Genomic DNA, 21,774 nt, shown 5'->3' on the forward strand with positions numbered 1-21,774 from the left:
GTGAATAACCATGAAAGTAAAAAAAGCAGTCATCCCAGCAGCCGGTTTGGGTACAAGGTTTTTGCCGGCAACAAAAGCGCAGCCGAAAGAAATGCTGCCGATTGTCGATAAACCGGCTATACAATATATCGTGGAAGAAGCTGTTCAATCAGGAATAGAAGACATCCTTATCATTACAGGAAGAAATAAGCGTTCGATTGAAGACCATTTTGACCGCTCTGTTGAACTGGAGCAAAACCTGTTCGCCAAAGGAAAAAATGATGTGTTAAAAGAGATACGCGACATCGCCGATATGGCGAATATTCATTATATCCGGCAAAAGGAGCCCCTCGGTCTCGGACATGCGGTGTTATCGGCCAAGCATTTCATCGGTGATGAGCCGTTTGCCGTCCTTCTCGGCGACGACATCATGGTGTCAGAAACGCCGGCGCTTCGGCAGCTGCTCGAAGTATTTGAAGAATATCAGACAGAAGTAATCGGCGTTCAGCCAGTCGATCCGGCGGACGTGAGCAAATACGGCATTATTCAGACGTCCGCGCAAAAGAACAAAATATATCAAATTGACGATCTTGTGGAAAAGCCGTCTGTCAAAGAAGCCCCTTCAAATATCGCGGTTATGGGCCGCTATGTGCTGAGGCCTTCGATTTTCCCTGTGCTCGAACAAACGAAGCGCGGTGCGGGAAATGAAATTCAGCTGACTGACGCACTAAGGGAAATCTGCCGGGAACAAAGCATGTATGCGCGCAAATTGGAAGGAAGCCGCTTTGATATCGGCGACAAGCTGGGCAGTTTTAAAGCGAGTACGGAAATCGCTCTTATGCGGGACGAGATGCGGCCAAAACTGCTCGCCTACCTGGAAAGCGTCCTAAAAAAAGAAGCGCAGAAAGGAGCATGGCAATGACATCCGTACTCGTTACAGGAGGAGCCGGATACATCGGCAGCCACACCGTACTCGAATTAACAAAGCAAAACCGCTCCGTCGTCGTGCTTGACAATTTATCTACCGGACACAGGGAAGCCGTCAGCGGGATCAGCTTTTACGAAGGCGACATCGGTGATGCGGCACTTGTCAAAGCCATCATCAAACATCATGATGTCGATGCTGTCATCCATTTCGCCGCCAAAAGCCTTGTGTCCGAATCGATCGAAAAGCCTGAGCTCTACTTTAGGGAAAACACGCTCAAGTCTTGTGCATTCTTCGAAACGGTCATCAAGGAAGGCGTCAAAAACATCGTCTTTTCGTCGACCGCCGCCGTATATGGCATCCCGGAGAACGTCCCGATCAAAGAGATAGCCCCCCTCTCCCCTGTCAATCCTTACGGGGAATCGAAGCTGATGATCGAAAAATACTTGCACTGGGTCGGGAAAACGCACGGTGTCAAATGGGCAGCCCTCCGCTACTTCAACGCGGCCGGCGCCGCTTTAAACGGAGCGATCGGCGAGGATCACGATCCTGAAAGCCATCTCATTCCCCTCGTCCTGCAGACGGCTTTGGGACAGCGAAAGCAGCTGTCCATTTTCGGAGATGATTACCCGACGCCGGACGGAACATGCATCAGGGATTATATTCACGTCCTCGATCTGGCTTCCGCCCACCTGGCGGCTCTTGACAGGTTATATGAAGACAGACTGAAGCAAAATGTTTATAATGTAGGGACAGGAGCCGGACATTCCGTAAAAGAAATCATTGAAACCGCGGAAAACATGACAGAGCGAAGCATTGCAGCAAAAACGGACGAGCGCAGAGCGGGGGATCCGCCAGTGCTTGTGGCGGACAGCCGGACACTGATGGAAGATACCGGATGGAAGCCGCAATACAGCGATTTACAAACCATCATTCAAAGCGCGTGGCAATGGCACAGGGCGCATCCGGACGGTTTTTGAGATTCGCTTGTTTCCCGCGCGGGCGGCAGGGAAACATCCCGGCGGCTGCTCCAACGTTCGGCTGATGAAATCAAAAGCAGGGAGAAAAAACGAAAATGGGAAGCATAGTGAATGATATTTTAATGTGGCTGACCGATCTTGGCTATTTCGGCATTGCAATCGGTTTAATGATCGAAATCATCCCGAGTGAAATCGTACTGGCCTACGGCGGATACTTGGTGTCAAGCGGCTCTATTACGATGACAGGGGCCGTGATCGCCGGAGTCATCGGGGGAACGATTGCTCAATTGTTTTTATACTGGATCGGCTATTACGGCGGAAGGCCGTTTTTATATAAATACGGAAAGTACTTATTGATCCAAAAGCATCACATTCAAACGGCCGAAAAATGGTTTGAGAAATACGGCGGAGGCGTTGTCTTTTCCGCCCGCTTCATTCCCGTGGTCAGGCACGCCATCTCCATTCCGGCAGGAATTGCGAAAATGCCGATTTTAAAATTCACGGGTCTGACCGTGCTGGCCATCATACCGTGGTCGATATTATTCGTCTACCTCGGCATACAGCTCGGCAGCCGGTGGGACCATGTTGAAAATGTGGCGAGAACGTACACGACTCCGATTATGATCGGAGCGGCCGCTATGATTATTCTGTATTTCGGACTCAAAAAACTGCGCAAAAAATAACGAAAACCCCGGTATAAAAGCCGGGGTTTGTTTCATCTTTCAAACGGACTCGTTAACGTAGCGTCCGCTTTCCGCCTTTTCCGCAACACGGCGGTTCAGCGTTTTTTTTCGCTTCTTTTCCAAGACCCGCCTAAAAGCCGCAGTCTGGTTTTCCTCTCTTTTTTCGACTTCGCGGTAGGCGCGCTCGCTTGGGATATTGGCGGTTTTTTGTATATGCGCATAGTTCGATTTTTGGCTGATGCTGCGATTGGCGTACTGTGTATATTGATCATGATGGACAGGCGGCAAATATCCCATTCGATCTCCTCCTCATCAGCTTTAATTCCCAAAAATCTACTGTTTTAAACGGTTTTCATTTGATATGATAGACGTTGTCTCATAACACTAGACGATTACCCATTAATTGGAGGACCTCTTTTTGAAATGCGCCCGATTCAATAACCGAGACATTCATATACATACATATTCGAGAGAACACCTGCAATTCCTCTTTGATGAAGCAAGAAAAGACAGAATCACGTGTAAACATTGCGGCTTGCCTCTCAGACTGAAATTGTCGATTCATGAAGAACCACATTTTTTCCACCGGGAAAACGGGGATTTTTCTCAATGTGAAGCAGCTTGCTTAAACGAGAAGACAGAGCAAACCAGACAGAACGACTATACAGAAAGCGGCGTGTTCCGTCTCCCGAAAGGCAAAGCGATCGGAGAGGAAAAGAAGACGGATGCGGACTTCTGGACGCCGCCTCGCGAAGCTTCCATCCATTCTCCTTTCTCCCCAGCGGAAGAAACGGCCCCGGAACCGGTCTTTCCGAATGTGCCGCTGAATGAGAAACAGCTTGCCGCCGTGACGGCCCCCGAAGAACCCCTTCTCGTTCTGGCCGGCGCGGGAAGCGGAAAAACACGGGTATTAACCGCGCGAGCGGCTTATATGATATCCCGGCTCGATATCCCGCCTTCCGCCATTTTGCTCGTCACATTCACGACAAAAGCCGTGAAAGAAATGAAAGAGCGGATGGCCTCGCAATACGGATTGCCGATGCAGACTGTGAACCGCCTCGTGACAGGCACCTTCCACAGCTTTTTCTACAAAATTCTTTATCACCATGATCCGGCAAGATGGAATGGCGAGCACCTGCTGAAATGGGAATGGCAAAAAGAACAATACATCAAAATGGCCCTTGCCGAAGAAGGGCTTGATGAAAAAGATTTTCCGGTTGATCAGGCGATCCAGCAGATCGGCTACTGGAAGAACGCTTATCTTCCGGGCGAACAGATTCCGCTGGAAGACGAATGGGAAAAGCGGGTTCACCGGCTGTACCGTCAATATGAAGAACAAAAAGCTGCGCGGCGCCAATTCGATTTCGACGATATGGCATCTGCATGCTGGCAGCTGTTTCAAGAACAGCCAGACATTTTAAAACGATATCAGACGCGCTTTTACGCGATTTTGATCGACGAATTTCAGGACATTAACCCTGTTCAGTATGCCATCATCAAGCTGTTGGCGAGCCCGGAAAACAACCTGACCTGTGTCGGGGATGATGACCAGTCAATCTACGCGTTCAGAGGCAGCAGCCCTTCTTTTATACTCGATTTTGAAAAAGATTATCCGAAGGCGAAAACGGTCCGCCTCACGACGAATTACAGATCGAGCCATCCGATTGTGGCAAGCGCTGATATGGTCGTGAGGAAAAATAAAAAGCGTTTTCCGAAAACATTAAGTGCCGCGAGAGATGACCGCCAAAAACCGCTTATATTTTATCCTTATGATGAAGAGGAAGAAGCGATTATGATCGTCTCTGATATCCAAGAAAAAATTGAAATGGGCGCTAAGCCTGATGACTTCGCCATCCTATACCGGACAAACAGCAGCGGGCGCGCAATCTTTGAACGTCTGCACCAGTCAGCTATTCCGTACACGGCTGAACAAGGCGTCCGGTCGTTTTACAGCAGGAGAATCGTCCGGCAGATCCTGGCTTATCTCTACTTAAGCCAAAATCAGGATGACGCGGAAGCCGTCAAACAGATTTTACCCGCCCTCTTTCTCAAGCAGTCCGCATTAAATACGCTTAAAGCGCTCTCGATTACCGAAGATTGCACGATGGTTCACGCGCTTGAAAAACTAACCGACATCAAACCGTTTCAGCTTGATAAAATAAAGAAAATCGTTCCTTTTTTCACAGGCTTAAAAACGATGAAACCAGTTGAAGCGATCTCTTTCGCAGAGGAAAAAATGGGATTTTCCGATTACTTAAAAAAGCGCGGTAACGAAGGAAACAAGCTCGAAAAAGGGTCTGACGATCTGCGGGATCTCAAAACAGCGGCAAAAAAATTCAAAACGATCCCCGAATTTCTTGAGCATGTCGATCATATGAGAGCAGCGGAAAAGCAAAAAGCTGACGGATACGGTGTTCAGCTTTTAACAATCCACCGTGCGAAAGGGCTTGAATTCAAAACGGTCTATATCCTGGGGGTGCAGGACGGCTCGATTCCGCATGACTTTGCCCTTGAGACAGCGAGAAAAGGCGACGAAACCGCTCTTGAAGAAGAGCGGAGGCTGCTGTATGTCGCCATGACCCGGGCCGAGGATCGTCTGTATATCAGCGTCCCTTCCGTCAGAAGGGGCAGAACGGCATACCGCTCAAGGTTTTTGCAGCCTGTTTTACGCCCGAATCCCCAGGTCCAGCTGCAATAAAAGACACCGTGCCCTCCTTTTATCGGAAGGCGCGGTGTTTATTTTTTGCTGTTCATCATTTTCGCGATCGTGTTGAAATCCATTTTTTCCTTGCCGCTTACAATGGATTCAACAATCTTATCTTCCATTTCCTTCGGAACCCGTTTGTTCGCCAATTTAGCGACACGCTTAATCACACTGCGGACCGTATTTTCATCCTTGAAGTTGGCATTTTGCAGCGAATTCGCAAGCTGCATGACCTCATTCATGCTGACGCCCGTTTTCTTTTCGATGTTTTTGAAAAATTGATTGTCCATACCTATGCCTCCTTTTTGGGAGTGATACGCTATCTTATGCATCTTTGAAAAGCCTTGTGCTTTTCCCGTTCAAAAAGAAGAGGGCCCGGCACACATGCCGCCGCCCTCTTCGCTTCAACTCAAAAACTAATATTTAAAAGAAGCGCCGACAATAATGAGAAGAATAAACAAGACAACGATCAATACAAACGTTGAACCATAGCCGCCGCCATAGCCTCCGCTGTAGCCGCCGCCGTAGCCTCCGCCACAAAAGCCCATCTAAAGCACCTCCTTTTCTCCCTACACGATATGACAGTTGATAGGATTCGCTTGGATTGATGCATAGGGCTTCCGTGGATTATTTATAGATGCCCGGCAGACTCACGTCCTCTCCCAGCCATTTTTCAGCATTCTCTGCAAACGCTTCGACCTGCCTGCCGAACTGTTCGGCAGAACGGTCAAATGTCTCCAGTTCCTTCTGCTGCTCAAAGATCACCCGGTCATGGCCGGCTTGCGTTTGATCGTGCTTGCGGCATATTGATTCAACCAGCTGTTCAAATACATTCATCGCTTTTCCCCCTTATGATGGTGTATGCATCAGAAGAAAAATTGGCAACAAAAAAACCGGACTGTATCCGGCTTTTTTTGATATTAATAGGTTCTCTTCTTTTTGCCGCATCCGCAGCCTTTTTTCTTCACTTTTTTTGAGAAAGTGGACTGATGATTGCTGGAAGCGTTCGTTAATCGGCCTTGCTGCCTTCTTTTCACTTGTCTCATTGCATTCCTTCCTTTCTCATGCTTATACGCCATTATATGAGTCTTCTTTTCATAAGTTGCCAATGATAAATCCCCATTCAATCGAGCCATTTGGACACGATCGTTTCCAGTACCCCAGCAAGGCCTGCTATGGCAAGCAGAAGAATCAGCCATTCGGCAATGGTCGGAACAAAGGCGTAAAGAACAAGCAAAAACGCGGTACACCACACACCCGTGCACCAATAACAGCTCAACAGCTCGCCGATCCACGCTCTCACGCCTTTTCCTTTCATGACAAGATACGTCTCGGTCTCTCCCGTTTTTTCGTTTTTTTCTTCAACCTCTTCGTGAAACAGGCTTCTAAACGGCGCCATGATCGTATCAAACACGACCAGCCGTGTCAGCCGAAATACCGCGATAGAAAATAGAATATATAAAAGCCAGCTTTGTATCACAGGGCTCCCCCTTTCCTGCTTCCAAATATATGCCGGAACCGCCTTCCCTAAAACAGCAAATTTGGGTGCTGAAATGTATGTTTTCCTCATTCCGCTAAGTTACCGGTCTGCATTTAATAAAGTGTGGATAAGAAAGGAGTGAAAGTTATGTCGTTTCATGAAAAAGCCGAAGCGTTGTACGCAGAAACATTTGACGAATTATACCGGGAATATGACCAGCTCATTGAAGTGATTGATTCCGAACATGTCACGGTAAACACGGCAAACATAACAGCAGCTCTCTCTTTACAAGCCACTGTGATCTCTTTGACGATTTTATCGGCTCAGCTTGCGATCGAAGACGAGGATACAGCAGACATTGTCTCAGAACACCTTTTAGCCGTACACAGGCTGCAAAGAAGGAGAAGAGTCACCATCAAAGTCATCGGCAGCAGCAATGTCACCATTACGCTTTCCTCGCTGGAAATTCTGCTTTCCGTCCAAGTTTTAACCGAAGTGCTGATCGCGCTTATCACAGAGCTTGACATACTTTAAGCCTTCCTTTCTTTCTAATATTTTTTGAGAAATTGAGGTGAGAAACAATTGGCAGATTTTGAAAAACTCCAAGAGAACGTAGATCCGATAATGAAATCAGTTGTTAAAAATATCTTGAAAAATCGGGGAGTAACCAGCGATAAAGTTCGGAAGCTTTCAGAAGAAGAAAAAGAAAATATTTTCAATATGCTGGAAGATCTAAAAAAACAATCCGATGCTTTAGTTCAAAGACAGAAAGAAATAGCCGCAGCGAAGGAAAAAGGGGCAAAGAGAGAAAAGAACGCTGATGCGTCTTCAGAAAATGGTGAGAGAACAAGAAGAAGAAGAAACAGAACAAATAGATTGAGAGATAAACTTAGACAACGGAGGGAACAAGAAAACACAGCAACAGCGGAAAATTCAACCGAGTCGGATACTTCAGCAGCAAACGAAGAAAAAAATGGGGATTTGTAGCAGGGTATCTGTCTTATACAAGTTAAGGAGTTACAACATTTAATAATAGTAAATGGAAGGAGGAAATGAAATGGAAACAAGACCATATTCATGGGTTGCGCTTGACCCGGAATGCGAACATCCAGGTAACGATTATCACCCTAGTTATCCTAAGAAAAAATTATGTGACGACTATACTTGCAACTGTGGTAGGAAAGGGCAAAATGGCTTTATCGATTCTGACCTAGATCAACTTCATCTTAACAAACAGCTCTCAGATGAAACGATCATCATTAAAGACTCTTGTGATGTTCAAGTCTCAACTGAAGACACACAAACGTTGGTATCAGTCATGACAGCTGTGCAAACACTAGCTGTAACGATTGTTCTCGCCATTATCGATGATCCTGATCTAGCCGAACTTGTAACATCTGATTTGCTGCAAGTAACTGCCAATAAACAAACGAACAGACAAAAATTGGTGATTGATAATTCCCGAAATGTACATGTCACAACCGAAGATACAGACACAGCCGTCATCGTAAGCACATTTGTTCAAACTGTTACAATCACCATCGTCGCCCTTATCGTCGGCCTTCTATAATTCAAAAAGCAGAGCCATCAAGCTCTGCTTTTCTTCATTTTTATAGACGATTACCCACACCAACAAGGGCACGGGTACATATGTTGTTAAAGACTAAAGTCAAATATCCCTATAAAAAGGAGCTGAAATCCATGAGCTGCGGAAAACATCATGGCCGGCATGAAAATTGTGTATGCGATGCAGTAGAACAAATTATAAAAGAACAGGATGCAGTTGAAGAAACATGTCCGACGAGCTGCTTCGGCAATCTGCTGAGTCCGACGGTTTCCGGTAAAGACACCATTCCGTTCCTTATATACGACAAAAAAGGCGGTTTGTTTTCAACATTTGGAAATGTCGGCGGATTTTCAGATGATATGCAGTGCTTCGAATCGATTTTCTTCCGGGCAGAAAATCTAAAAGATTGCTGTGCAACGCTTTCAATCCTGAGGCCTGTGGACATAAACGGCGACACATTAAGCGTCTGCCATCCTTGTGACCCTGACTTTTTCGGGCTTGAAAAAACGGACTTTTGCATCGAGGTTGACTTAACTTGTTTCTGCGCAATTCAATGTCTGTCACCTGAACTAGTTGATCGCGCAACAGACAAAAAACACAATCAGCACCACGGTTAAAAGGTGTCGGACTGCATCAAGCCGGCCGTTATGATCGGCTTGATGCCAGTCTTTTCACGAAAGCTGCCGGCTTTCGGCAGCTCCTTTTACCAATAGAAAAGCCAGGCCGAAAAACGAAATTTTATATCCTGAACTGGGAGGGATCATAACATGACAAAATGTTCAGCTGAAAATTGCGTGTGCGAAGCCGTTGAAAACATTCACGATCTGCAAAACGCCATTGAGGAAGAAGGCTGCCCGACAAGCTGCTTCAGCAACCTGCTTTCCCCTTCGAGGCACTTAGGCGACACCATTCCATTTATTATATACACCTCAAAGTCTAAGCCGTTCGTAGCGTTTGGAAATGTCGGAGAACTTCAGGCAGGCCCTTGCTTCAGCACTGTGTTTTTCAGAGTTGAAGACATTAAGGACTGCTGTGCTACATTAAGACTGTTGATTGCCTTTGATGAAAATCGCCGCGTTCTCGATTTCACAGAAGAAAAAGACAAAATTTGCGATGTGTTCCGCTTGGAAAAAACAAATTTCTGCGTCGAAGTGGATCTGGAATGCTTCTGTGCGATCGAATGCTTAAATCCGCAACTGATCAATCGTTCAAATTAAAAAGTCCCTGAATCGGGACTTTTTTTATCGTGTAATTTAAAAGCCAAGCGGGTGCAAGGAAGTAATACTCTCGATTTGCAGTTCCGCCGGAGCCCCTTTGCTCGACGTTTTGACAAATACGGAACCGCCTTTCTTTCCGGCGATCGTTCCTCTGTATGTCTTCCCGTCTGCTTCAATGAGGCAAAGGGTTTTCGGCATATTGCCGGGAAGGCTTGCCAAAAAGTCGATTTTCTCGGCGATGGTCATCTTGCTGAGCGGCTTTTTAATCGGTTTGACTCCTTTTTCTGACCGATTCGCCTCATCGCTAAGCACCGCTTCGGCGCCATCCTTTTCGTCTGGCCGGACGGCTTCATCCTGCTGTTCCTTTCGCCGGGCTTTTTGTTCGGAAGCGTCGGGTTTTGCTTTCTTCTTTCTTTTAATCAGAATATCCTGCATGTTCGCTTCTGCCTTATCATAGTCCGGCTGCACAATATACATGAGCGGCTTTTGCTCCGCATCGTTTTTTCTGCTAGACATCTTGATCCCTCCGATCTGTTCATGGTATATCTATATGCAAAAAAGGAGAAATCAGAAGAAAAGAAAAAGCAATCCTTTAACGGATTGCTTTTTAGCGTTATGTTATCGCGCGATGATATGATAGCCTGAATCAACATGCAGGTTTTCGCCGGTCATACCGCGGGAAAGGTCGCTGAACAGGAAAGCAGCCGTGTCGCCGACTTCTTCCGGAGTCGTCGTGCGGCGAAGCGGTGCGCGTTCTTCGATTTCTTTTAAAATCGAGTTGAAGTCGCTGATTCCTTTTGCGGACAATGTCCGGATCGGCCCTGCGGAAATGCTGTTGACGCGGATTCCGTCTTTTCCGAGATCGCTCGCCAAGTATTTGACGCTGGCATCAAGCGATGCTTTCGCAACACCCATGACATTGTAGTTGGATACAACGCGCTCGCCGCCAAGGTATGTCAGCGTGACGATGCTTCCGCCTTCAGTCATAATGCCGCGCGCCGCTTTAGCGACCGCTGTCAGTGAGTAAGAGCTGATATTGTGTGCGAGCAGAAAACCGTCGCGGGTGGTATTTAAGTATTCTCCAGCCAAGTCTTCTTTGTTTGCGAAAGCGATGCAGTGTGCAATGCCGTGGATGACCCCGACTTCTTTTTTGATGTCGGCGAAGCACGCTTCAATTTCCTGGTCATTTGTGACATCACAAGGAAGTACGATTGAATCGTTCCGCTCCAAAGAATCGGCCAGCTCCTTGACCGATTTTTCAAGCCGCTCACCCGCATACGTAAAAATCAGTCTTGCGCCTGCATTGTGAAGCGAGCGGGCGATTCCCCAAGCGATGCTTCGTTTATTTGCTACACCCATGACGACGATATTCCGGCCTTCCAGTGATAAATTCATATGTATGAAATCCTCCTAATGATTAACATTTTATTAGTACCTGATCATAATATATAGTATCACAATTAATAGCAGGCTGACAATTTCAGAATATAAAAAGCGGCAGAGACCGTTTTTGATGTCTGCCGCGATATTTTTCATTTTTATTGCGGGACTACAGTTCCAACCCTGCATTGGATATCTTTTGATATGCAAAATGGTTGGTCGGTCCGTGGCCGGCTCCGAAATCAAGGCTGTGTGCAACCGCTTCGTGGACGAAAGCCTCAGCGATGCTGAAAGCTCCTTGAATGCCGTTTCCTTTCGCTGTTTGCGCGGTAAGAGCGGCGGCAAATGTGCAGCCTGTTCCATGGGTATTTTTCGTCTTAATATAGGTGTTCGTTTTTTCCGTGAACACCTCTCCATCGAAGAGGAGATCGGTTACTTTGCCATCCTCGGGCTGATGCCCTCCCTTGATGATAATGTTGCGGACGCCCATTTCATGCAATTCACGAGCCGCTTTTTTGCGGTCTTCCATTGTTTGAATGCTTCTCCCTGTCAGCACTTCGGCTTCGGGTATGTTCGGCGTTACCGCATAAGCAAGCGGAAGCAAGTGCCGTTTCAATGTTTCAACTGCTTCCTCATTCAATAGTGAAGCGCCGCCTTTGGCGATCATGACAGGATCGACAATCACACGTTTAAGCTCGTATGTTGCAATTTTTTCAGCAATGACCTCAATCATCTCCGCGCTCCACAGCATCCCTGTTTTCACGGCGTCAGGTTTTAAATCTTCCGCCACTGCATCAATCTGCGTGCCGAGTGCTTCCGGAGATAGCGGGTAGACGCCGTGAACCCCTGTTGTATTTTGCGCAGTGACCGCTGTCAAAGCCGTCATGCCAAAGACGCCAAGCTCCTGAAATGTTTTAATGTCGGCTTGAATGCCGGCGCCGCCTCCTGAATCCGACCCGGCGATTGTTAATGCTTTGTATATGCTCATGATGTTTGCACTCCCTTCGGCCTTTAGCCAATCCACCTGTGATATATCGTTTTCGCGCGATTGATATCGTTCGTTCCGTGAATCAAAGCGCGTCCGTCCCGAAAAATCACGAACTTAAAATCCTCCGTACGGCAAGATAATAAATAAGGATTTCCCGTCACATCCAAACCGGCTTTTTTTAATCTGGCGGCAAGCGGCTCCAGCTCCGGCGGCTGTTCCGCGGCCGGCCTGATCTGAACCGTTTGTCTGCCGCAAAGAACGGCTGCTTTTGTTTCGTTTTCAGCTGAAAGAAACGGAAACTCGCCTTTTCCGCACGTCGGACACGAGCCATGTTTAAGCGCGTCAGCCCGGACTTCAGAGCGCTCATTTGTCCAAATATCAAATGAGCGAAGCATTCCTGACGGTTCATGCCCTGTCAGCAGCTTCAGGGCATCTGTTACCTGGTAAGCGGCAACCTGCTGAACAACCGGACCGATCACCCCTGCTGTGTCGCACGTCATGGTATTCGCGGGCAAATGCCCCAAAAGACAGTGAAGGCACGGCGTTTTCCCCGGAATGACGGTATATGTGATGCCATAGCTTGCGACACACGCGCCGTACAGAAAAGGGATGCCTAACTTGACCGCCGCATCGTTCATGATCAGCCGCGTTTCAAAATTATCGGTCGCATCGACGATCAGGGACGCTTTCTCCGCAAGCTCGAGCGCTTTTTCCGCGGTAACATCTGCTACAATGCCGGTCACTTGAACAGAGCTGTTGATCAGGCGCAGCCTTTTTTCGGCAGCGGCTGCCTTTGGCATATGATCAACCACATCCTGTTCCGTATAGAGCTGCTGCCGCTGGAGATTGCTCCATTCCACATAATCCCTGTCGGCAATCGTCAGCGAACCGACTCCGGCCCTCACCAGCATTTCTGCGCTGGCCGCGCCCAATGCCCCCGCACCGATCACCAGGACGCGGGCGCGACTTAATTTTTCCTGGCCGTCCGGTCCGATCGGGTGAAAAAGCTCCTGTCTTGAATACCTGCCTGTCAAATCGTCAACTTCCCTTCTTCAGGACTGCTGGCGATGCCGTAGTTCTTTTCCGGAATTCGTCCAGCAAGGTATCCGAGTCTGCCCGCTTCAACGGCGAGCTTCATAGCCTTCGCCATTTGGACCGGATCTTTCGCCCCGCTCACTGCCGTGTTCAAAAGCACTCCGTCAGCGCCGAGTTCCATTGCGTATGCCGCATCTTTCGGAGAACCGATTCCGGCATCCACGATTACGGGAACTTTAGCCTGTTCAATGATGAACGACAGGTTAAGCGGGTTGACGATTCCCTGTCCCGAACCGATTGGAGAGGCCCCGGGCATAATGGCGTGTACGCCGAGCTCTTCAAGCTTTCTCGCAAGGACGACATCGTCCGATGTATACGGCAGCACAATGAAGCCTTCTTCAAGCAAGGCTTCTGACGCCTTCAGCGTTTCTACCGGGTCAGGCAGAAGCGAACGGTCACAGCCGATCACTTCGACTTTGATCATGTCGCAAAGACCGCTCGCTTTAGCAAGCTTGGCGATCCGGACGGCTTCCTCAGCCGTTTTTGCTCCGGCCGTATTCGGCAAAAGCGTATAACGGCTTAAATCAAGCTGCTCCAAAAAATTAGGCTGAGACTCTTCAAAAATATTCATCCGTCTGACGGCAAAGGTCAGGATCTCCGATTCAGATGCACTGACAGCCTCTTTTTGAATTTCAAATGACGGATACTTCCCTGTGCCGAGCAATAATCTTGATGAGAATTGACGATCTGCGATTTTTAACATAACGGTTTATCCCCCTCCGACAAAATGAACGATTTCGATGACATCGTGTTCTTCCAGTTTGACTGTTTGATATTGGTCTTTTCCGATAATCTGCCTGTTTCTTTCAACAACGACAACACGATTTTCCAAACTGTAGGATGCGAGCAAATCGTAAATCGTGCCGCCGTCATCTCTCCACTCTATTTTCCGGCCGTTGAGCTGAATGTTCACCTGTGCACAGCCTCCTTTCGCTCCGCTTTAAACGCCTCGGCCCACTCTGTTTTGACCGGATTGCCGAGGATCATGTCAGCTATCATCTCACCGGTTGCAGGTGCCAGGAGGATGCCGTTTCTGAAATGTCCGGCAGCAAACAATATCCGGTCATTTTCAGGGTGTCTGCCGATATATGGATTGCCATCCCCTGTTTCCGGGCGCAATCCGGCCCAGCATTGGTCGATGTTCATGGATTCAATGTCAGGGAGCATCGACTTGGCCTTTCGGATCAACTCCTCGATTCCGCCAAGTTCCGGCTGTTCATTCCAATCCCCGGGCTTCATTGTCGCGCCGACGACAAGCTTTCCGCTATGGCGCGGAACGATGTAGCAATGATCATGGTAAAGCGTCCTCGTCAAAGGGATGCCGTCATTCCACACAGACAGGCACTCCCCTTTGACAGGATAAAAGCTTTTGTCTATGCCGATCTGTTTAAAGAAAGCACCGCTCCACACACCGCTTGCAATGACAACGTGCTCCGCCTCCGCGGTGCATGAAGCAGCAGTGACGCGGACGGCCCCCGCTTCAGATTCGATCGATAAAACGGGGGTAAACTCGAAGACCTCGGCACCGAGAATCCGGGCCCCCCTGGCAAATGCCCTGCACACTGCGGCCGGTTCGACATGGATGTCGTCCCGAATGAAATTAGCGCCGAGAATCCCTTTTCCGGCATGCGGTTCCAGCTCATATACTTCAGCGGCTTCAAGCCATTCCACTGAATCCAGTGCAGCCATTTGCATCAGGTGTTCGCGGTCGCTTTCTGAAAATGCCAGCTTTAATATCCCTCCGTCATGCTTTCTGATATCGATGCCGCTTAAGTCTTTCAATTCGCCCGTCAGCCGCTGATAGGCTTTTTGGCTGGCTCTGGCAAATTCGAAAAAGGTACCGGGTTTATCGCATTCCGCATGGGCGCCGAGCATGCCCGCCGCCGCGCTCGTCGCTTTTTTGCCGACTTCTCCGCTTTCAAACACGGCCGTTTTTTTCCCCGCTTTCGCAAGATGGTAAGCGATGGATGTCCCGATGATGCCTCCGCCGATCACGATCGTATCATAGCGCTTTCTCATATGAATCTCCCTTCGCGAGACAGGCAAGCCGCGCGGCCGCCTCATCCGGTCTGTCATGAGAAAAGATCCCCGACATCACGGCGATGCCGTCTGCCATTTTGACTTCCGCCAGTCGTTGTTCGGTAATACCCCCGATCGCAATGACCGGAATGCGGACAGCCGCCTTCACTTCAGCCAGACTGAGAGCTCCTCTTCCTTTCCGGCCCTTTTTACAGTCCGTTTCAAAAATGTGGCCGAACAGCACGTAATCTGCACCTTCAGTTTCAGCCTGAACCGCTTCTTCTGGCGAATGGACGGACTTTCCGATTTTCAAATGCGGAAAACGGCTCCTCACACTTTTGACGGAAAAGCCGTGTGAAGGCAGCTGAACCCGGTGAATGTGATGAAACAAAGCGATATCAACCCTGTCGTTGATGATCAGTTTCCGCTTATCAACCCCTTCTTTGGCAAGGCGGTCGATTAAACTTGATATTTCACTTACTTTTTTTGATCTTTCCCTGATATGGATAAAGTCAACGGCATTTTGAATCGAGATGATTTTTGCAGCAAGCTCTTCCACAGAGTGCTTGTCATCGGTGATCGCGTGCAGATGCAAGCTGATCCACCCCGCTTTTTGACCAGCTTTCTTTTTGGTAGGCCATATCCCAGAAGCTGTATTCGTAGAAGCTGGAGATGACGAAGTTCTCCTTCATCTTCGCGCGCGTTTTCTCATCGGCGTTTTCAGCCAGCTCATCGAAGCGGTTGATCTGTTCTGTCACAAGTTCTTTAAACCAGTCGCCTCCGTATGTCGCGATCCATTCCTGATAAATCGCGCTGTCAGGCCTGCACGTTTTTAACGTTTCGCCGACGTCATAATAGAGCCAATAGCAAGGAAGCAAAGCGGCCAGTATTTCCGCAAAACTGCCGCTCACGACAGAACGGTACATATGCGATGTGTACGCATACGCTGTCGGCGACGGCTGAAACGACTCCAGTTCTTCCTTTGTGATTCCCAATAGATCGGTGAATTTCCTATGGAGCGACATCTCGGCTTCATATGTGCCTTTCGCGTGTTCAGCCATCCGGCTTGTCGTATATAAATCGCGAGCATATGCCGCACCAAAGGATTGGACTTTGGCAAAGTGGGTCAAATAGTAGGAATCCTGCATGACATAGTATTTAAATCGATCAACCGGAAGTGTGCCGTCTCCAATCCCTTGAATAAACGGATGGACAAAACTGCCTTCCCACCATTTTGCAGCGCTGTTTCGGCATTCTTCTGAAAACTTCATTTCGAGGCTCCTCCTTCGATTCTGAACATAAAAAAACCACTTTCCCGCAAGGAAAGTGGTTTGGAATTTGCATAAATACATACTCAAATACCGTGCCACTTCCCTACGCAGGTTTGAACCTGTTCAGGTTATGAGGGTCTAAAAGTCACACTTTTATCTCAGCCCTTATCAAGGACTCCCCTAGTGGAAAACATTTCTTGTTCATTCAGTTTATACTTTTATCTTATCACGAATTGCAAAATGGTCAAGCATCAGTCTCCAAGCGTTTTTCTCAATTCCGCAATATATTCGCGCGAACCGGTGGCGATCAGCCTGTCACCCAATTGCAGCCTTGTATCCCCGTGGGGCACGATGCTGTCCACCCCGCGGAAAATTCGGACGAAGATAACATCTCCCGTAAACGGAAACTCCCTTAACAGAACACCGTCAAATCGCTCATTGCTCATATTGATCTGATACAGCGACGCATCCTGGTTCGTCAGGAGTTTCATAACGCCAGGCGCCTCGATAAGCGCGCGCAGCAGCGTTTTTGTAGAAAGCAGAATAGAGAATGTATCAATTCCGTTATCTTTCAGTCTGGATTCGGCGTCTGGAGAATCTGCGCTGGCGATAATTCTCGCGACTTTCTGCTCCTTCGCAAAAAGCGCGATCCCTGTATTGCGCTCTTCGCTGCCAGTGGCCACGACGAGTATATCCGTTTGGAAAACGCCGAATGATTGAAGCGTCTCGTATTCATAATCAGGCAAAACTTCAACATCAAACACCGGATCCGCCAGATTTTCTTCCTTTTTTTCCTGCCGGACATGCAGGATTCTGACGTGATAATCTTCCGGAGAAAGTTCGAGCGTGACTGGCAGCGTCATTTGATTTGCGCCGATAAAGGTGATCGTCTTTTTCTCTTTTTCGCTTTCCGTTTTCGGCATTAATTTTTTAAAGCCGGTCGGTGTGATGATGCATGTAATGACAGCGACCAGAATCAGCGCGCCGGACATCTGCGCGTCAATGACGCCGATGCGCTCGCCGATCGTTGTCGCCGCGATCACCAAAGAAAGCGTGGAAGTCAGGAGAAAACCGGAAGCCAGCACGGTTTTCATGTCATACCACTTTTTCAAAAACAGCACCGGAACGACTTTGCTGATTAACAGAGCCACAAACAGAAGCGGGATCATCACTAAAATTTTCGGATTGCCAAACAGTGACCAAATGTCCAATTTGACGCCTGTCATCACAAAGAAGATCGGGATGAGGAATCCGTATCCGAATGAATCGAGCTGCTGAACGAGCTCCTTGTTCGGCGAAAGCAGCGAAACAAGCACCCCGGCCAAAAACGCGCCAAGTATGTTTTCTGCACCGAGCGACTCGGACAGCGCCACAAGTACGATGATCAGCGTAAATATCGCCCTTGTGCCGATCTGGATCGTTCCTTTTGACAGCACTTCGACAAAAGGCCGCTTTTTAAATATCCTTCCGAACAGGTATAAAACGACGCCGGCGGCAAATAAGATCATCAGCAGCCACATATTGCTGTTTTCGTCCCCGTAGATTGAGGCGAACACTGCAAGCAGAATCATCGTGACAAGATCGGCAATGACGGCGACAAGCAAAATAATCTGGCCGATATTTGTCTTCATGAGACGCTCTTCTTTCAGCGTCGGAACGACAACCCCGAGCGAAATTGTCGAAATGATCAGCGTCATTAAAAAGGCGTTGTCAATAAATCCTGCCATGACAAAGCTGTAAGAAAGGCCGAGCGATAAAATAAAGACGGCAATAAAGATGACCGAAGCCGTTTTAAATGTATTCGGCGCTTCCTTTCCGCTTGGAAGCAGCTGCTTTTTCTTTCCTTTTTCAAATGCGGAAAAATCGATTTCAAGCCCGCTTAAAAACATTAAAAAGATAAATCCGAGCATCGATAAAGTTTCGAGCCATGTATCGTGCTGGGCGACCAGATCGAACCCGCTTTTTCCGATAATAAGACCCATGATAATTTCAGCGACAACCACCGGTATGCTTAACCTGAAACGGTGCAGCAGGATGGGCGTTAAAAATGCGATAATCAGTACGACAACTAAAGATGAGACAGATGTGTGCTCCATAAACTGGTACCTCCTCTAAAACCGGTTTCCGGGTATGATTAGCGTTCCCTTTTTTAAAAATAAAAGGGACATCTTTTTAGACATTTTCATGTGGGAAAAGAACCGTCTGAACTCTTTTCTCACAGGTGTAAAAATCGATTTTAACAATGCTCGCTCAGAAAAAAAAGTAATATGCCTGATTTTCTCCGGCGAAAGTCGCTGAAGCTTGATTTATATATGGACTGGGCAATGTATATACATACGCAGACAGGAGGCAGAAAACGCATGAAATATGATGTAATCGGCGATATTCACGGGTGCTATGACGAAATGATTGCGCTGATTGAAAAGCTCGGTTACTCGCTGTCATCGGGGTTTCCCGTTCATCCGGAAAACAGAACACTTGTCTTTCTCGGGGATTTAACAGACAGAGGGCCAAAATCGCTGGAGGTCGTTGAATTTGTAGGACGGGCCGTTGAAGAAGGAGCTGTGCGATATGTGCCCGGCAATCACTGCAATAAGCTGTACCGTTTTTTCAAAGGCAATCCGGTGAAGCTGCAGCACGGGCTGGAGACGACGGCGGCGGAATACAGAAACCTTCCGAAACATAAACAGAAGGATATCAGAGACCTTTTCATGCGCCTTTATGAAAACGCCCCTCTTTATGAGATCCTGCATAACGGCGAACTTGTCGTCGCACATGCCGGCATCAAAGCGGAAGACATCGGCAAAAAGCCTGTCGGAAAAGTAAAACAGTTTGTGCTATACGGAGATATTACAGGAGAAACGCTGCCTGACGGACGGCCGGTCAGGCGGGACTGGGCCGCTCATTACAAAGGCGATCCGTGGGTGGTGTACGGCCACACTCCTGTCAAACGTCCGCGAATGATACATCATACGATCAATATCGATACCGGTTGTGTATTCGGCAACAGGCTGACCGCTTTCAGATACCCCGAACTGACAACCGAATCTGTCCCCTCTTCATTGCCTTATGATGAGTCAAGATTCCGTATGGAGCCATAAAAAAAGAGAGCTTAATTCAGCTCTCTATCAACTGACTCATATCATGCGCAACCGGCGCTTGAAACGTCAGCTCTTCCATTGTGAAGGGATGAAAAAACGTCAGCGTCTCACTGTGGAGCGCCTGCCGATTGATGAAGCCACGGGTTCCTCCGTACAGCGTATCACCGCACAAAGGATATCCGATATGACTCATGTGAACTCGGATCTGATGGGTTCTCCCGGTTTCCAGACGGATGGAGACATCCGTCATACCGCTGAAGCGCCTGTTCACCCAAAAATGCGTCACCGCTTTTTGCCCGTCGGGGATCACCGCACGCTCGATGATGCTCGATGATTTTCTGCCGATTGGCGCATCGATCGTTCCCTGCTCTTCTGCGATCAAACCGTGGACGACCGCCCGATATTGCCGTTTGACGGCTCCCTTTTTTTGCAGTCCCGATAAAAGCGAGTGGGCGAAGCGGTGCTTGGCTACAAGCATGACACCCGATGTGTCGCGGTCAAGCCTGCTCACCAGGTGAACGGTCGCGCGCACGCCCGTCCGCTGGTAATAATGAATCAGACCGTTCGCCAAGCTGCCTGATGGATGCTCGCGCGAGGGAATCGACGACAGGCATGGCTGTTTATTTAATACGAGGACATGGTCATCTTCGAACAAAATATCAAGCGGAATTTCTTCCGGGCGCAAAGATTCGCTCATTTTTTCCGGAGGGAACTGTATGACGAGCTCGTCCCCTTTTTGAAGAACGTATCTGACCGTTACATGCCCGCCGTTTACCAAAAGATCCCCGCCGCCGAATTTGATGTCCGTCAGCATCCTTTTTGAAATGCCCAGCCGCTGGACGTATTCTTTCAAAAGAACCCCGCTGTCCTCTTCTGTTATGATCTGTTTCATCAAAAAATCGCTCACAGCAAACCTTCCTATTCTCCTTTTCCGATAAAGGAATCCTGGACCCTTTTCCAAAACGGAAACGGCCGAAAGCGGGCAAACCTGATATTTTCGTTTGCGACGCGGCATTGAATTGACTTGACGTCTTTATGCAGCAATGTCAAATGGTCAATCGCGACTTGAAACGTCACATCATTAATCGGTTTAATTAAACAAGTGTGGTGCTCAGGCAGAATGAGCGGCGATCCGACCGTCCGAAACACCCGGTTGTTGATCGACGCCATTTCAGCCAGCTGGACCGCTCTGATGGACGGATGAATAATCGCACCGCCGAGCGCCTTGTTATATGCCGTGCTTCCCGATGGGGTCGATAAGCAAAGGCCGTCGCCGCGGAACGTTTCGAAAAGTTCCCCTTTAATTTCGACATCTGTCACAAGCGTCCCTTCGATGCTCTTGATCGTACATTCGTTCAGCGCCAAATATCTCGCTTCATCGCTGCCGTCATTGTAGCGGACGATAACTTCCAAAACCGGATATTCAACAATTTGATACGGCGTTTTCGCAATCGCGATTACGAGTTTTTCAATCTCGGTCGGCACCCAGTCGGCATAAAAGCCGAGATGTCCTGTATGAACCCCGACAAAGGCCGTTTTGTCGAGGCGGCCGCTGTATTTGTGAAATGCGTATAAAAGCGTTCCGTCACCACCGACGGAAATGACGATATCCGGCTCTTCTTCATCGCATTCAAGACCGAAGTCGAGCAGATATGTTTGAATTTTGCTTTTTAATGAATCGGAAACATCATTTCCTTTGGACGATACCGCAAACTTCATCATTCCATCTCCTTTCCCCTAACCGTCATCCTCATCCTTTTTCTTGCGTGAAAATGCCACGTGAGCCTCCTGAATCTCGCCCCTGATCTCGGACATTTCCATATCGAGCCTTGATGCTGCTTCAGAAGCTCTTTGAAGCCTTAATTTTACTTTTTCCGGAATGTTGCCGCTGTATTTATAATTTAAAGAATGTTCGATTGTCGCCCAAAAATTCATCGCCAGCGTCCGGATTTGAATTTCAACCAAAATCTGTTTTTCCCCGTTGATTGTCTGCAAAGGGTACAGCACGACGAGGTGGTAGGAGCGGTAGCCGCTCTCTTTATGTTCCGCGATATAGTCGCGCTTATCCACGACCGTGAAGTCCTTTCTCGCCAGAAGCATATCGACGACAATGCGAATATCCTCAAAAAATTGGCACATGATTCTGAGCCCGGCAATATCTTGCATGCTTTCAATGTTGTGCAGAGGAATGTTTTTCCGCTTGGCCTTCTCAAGAATACTCGGAACAGGCTTCACCCGCCCTGTCACGAATTCGATCGGCGAATGTTCCTCCTCGTATTCGTAAAGGGTCCGGATCCCTTTCAGCTTCACTTTCAGCTCTTCAACAGCCTGCCGGTACGGCGCTAAAAATTGCTCCCATTGTTTTTCGTCCATAAACCTTCCCCC

General features: G+C 48.3%; 29 protein-coding genes and 1 riboswitch. Of the genes, 10 read left to right on the forward strand and 19 right to left on the reverse strand.

What is annotated here, in order from left to right; all coding sequences use genetic code 11:
* The first annotated feature begins 4 nt into the window (after nt 1–4).
* The 3 genes from galU to M1E03_RS14955 all read left to right on the forward strand — a co-directional run bounded on the left by galU (nt 5) and on the right by M1E03_RS14955 (nt 2,567).
* Nucleotides 5–901: a UTP--glucose-1-phosphate uridylyltransferase GalU gene (galU, locus tag M1E03_RS14945; RefSeq protein WP_165395377.1), complete on the forward strand. Its 897-nt coding sequence runs from the start codon at nt 5–7 to the stop codon at nt 899–901.
* Complete coding sequence (gene galE / locus M1E03_RS14950; RefSeq protein ID WP_020450969.1) at nt 898–1,884, forward strand: UDP-glucose 4-epimerase GalE; 987 nt, start codon at nt 898–900, stop codon at nt 1,882–1,884. Before galU ends, galE begins: the two co-directional genes overlap by 4 nt.
* Before the next feature lie 95 nt (nt 1,885–1,979).
* The gene (locus M1E03_RS14955; protein WP_020450968.1) at nt 1,980–2,567 is read left to right on the forward strand and encodes a DedA family protein; all 588 of its coding nucleotides are present in this window, start codon (nt 1,980–1,982) and stop codon (nt 2,565–2,567) included.
* A 39-nt stretch (nt 2,568–2,606) separates the two neighbouring features.
* Here M1E03_RS14955 and M1E03_RS14960 read toward each other — a convergent pair whose 3' ends face one another.
* Entirely contained in the window at nt 2,607–2,864 is a 258-nt protein-coding gene (locus M1E03_RS14960) for a hypothetical protein (protein WP_003180714.1), read from the reverse strand.
* Nucleotides 2,865–2,985: 121 nt separating this feature from the next.
* Here M1E03_RS14960 and M1E03_RS14965 point away from each other — a divergent pair, with 121 nt between their 5' ends.
* Complete coding sequence (locus M1E03_RS14965) at nt 2,986–5,265, forward strand: ATP-dependent helicase (RefSeq protein ID WP_458110493.1); 2,280 nt, start codon at nt 2,986–2,988, stop codon at nt 5,263–5,265.
* 38 nt (nt 5,266–5,303) lie between these two features.
* Here M1E03_RS14965 and M1E03_RS14970 read toward each other — a convergent pair whose 3' ends face one another.
* The 5 genes from M1E03_RS14970 to M1E03_RS14990 form a co-directional block, all read right to left on the reverse strand.
* Nucleotides 5,304–5,561 (reverse strand): stage VI sporulation protein F, encoded by a 258-nt coding sequence (locus M1E03_RS14970; protein ID WP_020450966.1) that lies wholly within the window; start codon nt 5,559–5,561, stop codon nt 5,304–5,306.
* 126 nt (nt 5,562–5,687) lie between these two features.
* Entirely contained in the window at nt 5,688–5,819 is a 132-nt protein-coding gene (locus M1E03_RS14975; RefSeq protein WP_020450965.1) for a YjcZ family sporulation protein, read from the reverse strand.
* 79 nt (nt 5,820–5,898) lie between these two features.
* Nucleotides 5,899–6,108 (reverse strand): hypothetical protein, encoded by a 210-nt coding sequence (locus tag M1E03_RS14980; RefSeq protein ID WP_020450964.1) that lies wholly within the window; start codon nt 6,106–6,108, stop codon nt 5,899–5,901.
* Between the two features lie 83 nt (nt 6,109–6,191).
* The gene (locus tag M1E03_RS14985) at nt 6,192–6,317 is read right to left on the reverse strand and encodes a hypothetical protein (protein ID WP_254926386.1); all 126 of its coding nucleotides are present in this window, start codon (nt 6,315–6,317) and stop codon (nt 6,192–6,194) included.
* Between the two features lie 77 nt (nt 6,318–6,394).
* Nucleotides 6,395–6,751 carry a DUF1360 domain-containing protein gene (locus M1E03_RS14990; RefSeq protein WP_003180704.1) on the reverse strand — a complete coding sequence of 119 codons (357 nt, stop codon included), beginning with the start codon at nt 6,749–6,751 and terminating at the stop codon, nt 6,395–6,397.
* Between the two features lie 147 nt (nt 6,752–6,898).
* Here M1E03_RS14990 and M1E03_RS14995 point away from each other — a divergent pair, with 147 nt between their 5' ends.
* The 5 genes from M1E03_RS14995 to M1E03_RS15015 all read left to right on the forward strand — a co-directional run bounded on the left by M1E03_RS14995 (nt 6,899) and on the right by M1E03_RS15015 (nt 9,535).
* Nucleotides 6,899–7,285 (forward strand): spore coat protein, encoded by a 387-nt coding sequence (locus M1E03_RS14995; RefSeq protein ID WP_026579893.1) that lies wholly within the window; start codon nt 6,899–6,901, stop codon nt 7,283–7,285.
* A 48-nt stretch (nt 7,286–7,333) separates the two neighbouring features.
* The gene (locus M1E03_RS15000) at nt 7,334–7,738 is read left to right on the forward strand and encodes a hypothetical protein (protein WP_026579894.1); all 405 of its coding nucleotides are present in this window, start codon (nt 7,334–7,336) and stop codon (nt 7,736–7,738) included.
* Nucleotides 7,739–7,808: 70 nt separating this feature from the next.
* Nucleotides 7,809–8,321: a spore coat protein gene (locus M1E03_RS15005; RefSeq protein ID WP_026579895.1), complete on the forward strand. Its 513-nt coding sequence runs from the start codon at nt 7,809–7,811 to the stop codon at nt 8,319–8,321.
* 131 nt (nt 8,322–8,452) lie between these two features.
* Complete coding sequence (locus M1E03_RS15010) at nt 8,453–8,935, forward strand: CotY/CotZ family spore coat protein (protein WP_026579896.1); 483 nt, start codon at nt 8,453–8,455, stop codon at nt 8,933–8,935.
* A 150-nt stretch (nt 8,936–9,085) separates the two neighbouring features.
* The gene (locus tag M1E03_RS15015; protein WP_020450960.1) at nt 9,086–9,535 is read left to right on the forward strand and encodes a CotY/CotZ family spore coat protein; all 450 of its coding nucleotides are present in this window, start codon (nt 9,086–9,088) and stop codon (nt 9,533–9,535) included.
* 36 nt (nt 9,536–9,571) lie between these two features.
* On the opposite strand, the gene M1E03_RS15020 is transcribed toward M1E03_RS15015, so the two are convergent.
* The 10 genes from M1E03_RS15020 to M1E03_RS15065 form a co-directional block, all read right to left on the reverse strand.
* On the reverse strand, nt 9,572–10,051 hold the full coding sequence (locus M1E03_RS15020) for a CotO family spore coat protein (protein ID WP_003180690.1): 480 nt from the start codon (nt 10,049–10,051) through the stop codon (nt 9,572–9,574).
* Nucleotides 10,052–10,153: 102 nt separating this feature from the next.
* Nucleotides 10,154–10,930, reverse strand: coding sequence for an enoyl-ACP reductase FabI (fabI, locus tag M1E03_RS15025; protein WP_003180687.1), 777 nt, complete (start codon nt 10,928–10,930; stop codon nt 10,154–10,156).
* A gap of 154 nt (nt 10,931–11,084) precedes the next feature.
* Nucleotides 11,085–11,903 carry a bifunctional hydroxymethylpyrimidine kinase/phosphomethylpyrimidine kinase gene (gene thiD, locus M1E03_RS15030; protein ID WP_020450959.1) on the reverse strand — a complete coding sequence of 273 codons (819 nt, stop codon included), beginning with the start codon at nt 11,901–11,903 and terminating at the stop codon, nt 11,085–11,087.
* A 23-nt stretch (nt 11,904–11,926) separates the two neighbouring features.
* Nucleotides 11,927–12,937 (reverse strand): thiazole biosynthesis adenylyltransferase ThiF, encoded by a 1,011-nt coding sequence (locus M1E03_RS15035; RefSeq protein ID WP_020450958.1) that lies wholly within the window; start codon nt 12,935–12,937, stop codon nt 11,927–11,929.
* Complete coding sequence (locus tag M1E03_RS15040; RefSeq protein WP_020450957.1) at nt 12,934–13,701, reverse strand: thiazole synthase; 768 nt, start codon at nt 13,699–13,701, stop codon at nt 12,934–12,936. Before M1E03_RS15040 ends, M1E03_RS15035 begins: the two co-directional genes overlap by 4 nt.
* A 6-nt stretch (nt 13,702–13,707) precedes the next feature.
* On the reverse strand, nt 13,708–13,911 hold the full coding sequence (thiS, locus tag M1E03_RS15045; protein WP_020450956.1) for a sulfur carrier protein ThiS: 204 nt from the start codon (nt 13,909–13,911) through the stop codon (nt 13,708–13,710).
* Nucleotides 13,908–15,017, reverse strand: a complete 1,110-nt coding sequence (gene thiO / locus M1E03_RS15050) for a glycine oxidase ThiO (RefSeq protein WP_020450955.1) — start codon at nt 15,015–15,017, stop codon at nt 13,908–13,910. The genes thiS and thiO overlap by 4 nt, the downstream gene beginning before the upstream one ends.
* Nucleotides 15,001–15,612: a thiazole tautomerase TenI gene (gene tenI, locus M1E03_RS15055; RefSeq protein ID WP_020450954.1), complete on the reverse strand. Its 612-nt coding sequence runs from the start codon at nt 15,610–15,612 to the stop codon at nt 15,001–15,003. Before tenI ends, thiO begins: the two co-directional genes overlap by 17 nt.
* On the reverse strand, nt 15,587–16,288 hold the full coding sequence (tenA, locus tag M1E03_RS15060; RefSeq protein ID WP_020450953.1) for a thiaminase II: 702 nt from the start codon (nt 16,286–16,288) through the stop codon (nt 15,587–15,589). Before tenA ends, tenI begins: the two co-directional genes overlap by 26 nt.
* 83 nt (nt 16,289–16,371) lie before the next feature.
* Nucleotides 16,372–16,480, reverse strand: a riboswitch (TPP riboswitch).
* Nucleotides 16,481–16,539: 59 nt separating this feature from the next.
* Nucleotides 16,540–18,384, reverse strand: coding sequence for a monovalent cation:proton antiporter family protein (locus M1E03_RS15065; RefSeq protein ID WP_020450952.1), 1,845 nt, complete (start codon nt 18,382–18,384; stop codon nt 16,540–16,542).
* Between the two features lie 264 nt (nt 18,385–18,648).
* Between M1E03_RS15065 and prpE the strand changes: the two genes are divergently transcribed.
* Nucleotides 18,649–19,389: a bis(5'-nucleosyl)-tetraphosphatase PrpE gene (prpE, locus tag M1E03_RS15070; RefSeq protein WP_020450951.1), complete on the forward strand. Its 741-nt coding sequence runs from the start codon at nt 18,649–18,651 to the stop codon at nt 19,387–19,389.
* 16 nt (nt 19,390–19,405) lie between these two features.
* On the opposite strand, the gene M1E03_RS15075 is transcribed toward prpE, so the two are convergent.
* Genes M1E03_RS15075 through M1E03_RS15085 form a run of 3 tightly spaced genes read right to left on the reverse strand, consistent with a single transcriptional unit; the run spans nt 19,406 to nt 21,762 of the window.
* Complete coding sequence (locus M1E03_RS15075; protein ID WP_031305089.1) at nt 19,406–20,281, reverse strand: RluA family pseudouridine synthase; 876 nt, start codon at nt 20,279–20,281, stop codon at nt 19,406–19,408.
* Nucleotides 20,282–20,307: 26 nt separating this feature from the next.
* Nucleotides 20,308–21,108: an NAD kinase gene (locus M1E03_RS15080; RefSeq protein ID WP_023856668.1), complete on the reverse strand. Its 801-nt coding sequence runs from the start codon at nt 21,106–21,108 to the stop codon at nt 20,308–20,310.
* Nucleotides 21,109–21,126: 18 nt separating this feature from the next.
* Nucleotides 21,127–21,762, reverse strand: coding sequence for a GTP pyrophosphokinase (locus M1E03_RS15085; protein ID WP_003180661.1), 636 nt, complete (start codon nt 21,760–21,762; stop codon nt 21,127–21,129).
* Between the last annotated feature and the right edge of the window lie 12 nt (nt 21,763–21,774).

The sequence above is a fragment of the Bacillus sp. PK6-013 genome (assembly GCF_054161445.1).